Genomic DNA, 1,691 nt, shown 5'->3' on the forward strand with positions numbered 1-1,691 from the left:
TGCGTGAGCTCCAGGACGAGACCGGCGGCTTCCAGGTCTTCATCCCGCTGCGCTACCAGCACGACTTCGTCGACATGAAGGACGGCAAGGTCCGCAACAAGCTCCAGGCCCGGACCACCATGGCCTCGGGCGCGGAGGCCCTGAAGACCTTCGCGGTCTCCCGCCTCCTCTTCGACAACGTCCCGCACGTCAAGGTCTTCTGGGTCATGCACGGGGTGTCGACGGCGCAACTGGCCCTGAACCACGGTGCGGACGACATGGACGGTTCGGTGGTCGAGTACAAGATCACGCATGACGCGGATGACTTCGGTACGCCGGACAAGCTGACCCGCGAGGACATTCTCGACCTGATCCGCGACGCCGGCTTCCGCCCCGTCGAGCGCAACACCCGCTACGAAACCATCCGCGAGTACCCGGGGCCGGACCCCGAGCGGCGTGAGTCGCCCCAGCCCATGCGGGTCTGAAGCCCGTCGGCCCGAGCGACCGAAACCACAGACCAAGACCACGATCGGCAGGCAGGCGGTATGTCCACCAACGCGAACGTGAACAACGACGAACTCGAGGTCTGGATCGACCAGGACCTGTGCACCGGAGACGGCATCTGCGTGGAGTACGCGCCGGAGGTCTTCGAGCTGGACATCGACGGCCTCGCCTATGTGAAGGGTGAGGACGACGAGCTGCGCCAGGCGCCCCGGGCGACCGTGCCGCTGCCGCTGGATCTGATCCGGGATGTCGCGGACTCGGCGAAGGAGTGCCCGGGCGAGTGCATCCACGTACGGCGCGTCAAGGACGCGGTGGAGGTCTACGGACCGGAGGCCGACTCGGCCTGACCCGGGGCCGGTAGGCCCCAGAACACGCAGCACACGCGGCGAACCGGCCGGCTCCCGAAGACCCGAAGAGGTGTCTTCGGGAGCCGGCCTGTCGGCGTGCGGCGGTCCGGCTGTTTTCGCGTCCGCCGGTCGGCCTGACGTCCGGCGGCCGCGTCCCGCACACAGCACACAGCACACAGCACACAGCACACAGCACAACGGTGACCGGATCAGCCGAGTGATCCGGTCACCGTGTGGGAGGTGCCGTCGCGCCGTGCGGCAATGAGGAGGAGCCGGTCAGCTCGCCCCGATCACCTTCAGTTCGGGGTGGCTCCGGGCCGCGTCCGGGCCGTCGAGGGCGGTGGAGGACAGGTGGGAGACGACGTGGTCGTCGACCGGGTCGTTGGCCGGGTCGTCGTGCACGAGCAGGTGCTCGTAGGTCGTCGCGCGCTGGGCCGGGACCCGGTCGGCCGCCCGGATCAGCTGCAGCAGTTCCATGCGGTTGGAGCGGTGCTTGGCGCCGGCCGAGGAGACCACGTTCTCCTCCAGCATCACCGAGCCGAGGTCGTCCGCGCCGTAGTGCAGGGCGAGCTGCCCGGCTTCCTTGCCGACGGTCAGCCAGGACCCCTGGATGTGCGGGACGTTGTCCAGGAAGATCCGCGCGATGGCCAGCATGCGCAGGTATTCAAAGACCGTCGCCTGGGTCTGGCCCTTCAGGCGGTTGTTCTCCGGCTGGTAGGTGTAGGGGATGAACGCCCGGAAGCCGTGCGAGCGGTCCTGGACGTCGCGGATCATGCGGATGTGTTCGATCCGCTCGGCGTTGGTCTCGCCGGTGCCCATCAGCATCGTCGAGGTCGACTCCACGCCGAGTCCATGGGCCAC

The 1,691-nt window shown here is 68.2% G+C and carries 1 protein-coding gene and 2 pseudogenes; 2 read left to right on the forward strand and 1 reads right to left on the reverse strand.

The window, feature by feature from the left end; translation table 11 throughout:
• Together EST54_RS33780 and EST54_RS33785 are read left to right on the forward strand one after the other, a co-directional pair.
• A pseudogene (locus EST54_RS33780) lies at positions 1 to 464 on the forward strand (aminofutalosine synthase MqnE); the annotation flags it as partial.
• 60 nt (positions 465 to 524) lie between these two features.
• Entirely contained in the window at positions 525 to 830 is a 306-nt protein-coding gene (locus tag EST54_RS33785; RefSeq protein ID WP_129251473.1) for a ferredoxin, read from the forward strand.
• A gap of 276 nt (positions 831 to 1,106) precedes the next feature.
• Here EST54_RS33785 and EST54_RS33790 read toward each other — a convergent pair.
• A pseudogene (locus EST54_RS33790) lies at positions 1,107 to 1,691 on the reverse strand (dehypoxanthine futalosine cyclase); the annotation flags it as partial.

This window comes from Streptomyces sioyaensis (genome assembly GCF_004122735.1).
Lineage (GTDB): Bacteria > Actinomycetota > Actinomycetes > Streptomycetales > Streptomycetaceae > Streptomyces > Streptomyces sioyaensis.

Excerpts from the sequence above, each read along its gene's own strand:
- EST54_RS33785 (WP_129251473.1), top strand. The coding sequence starts at position 525 with ATGTCCACCAACGCGAACGTGAACAACGACGAACTCGAGGTCTGGATC.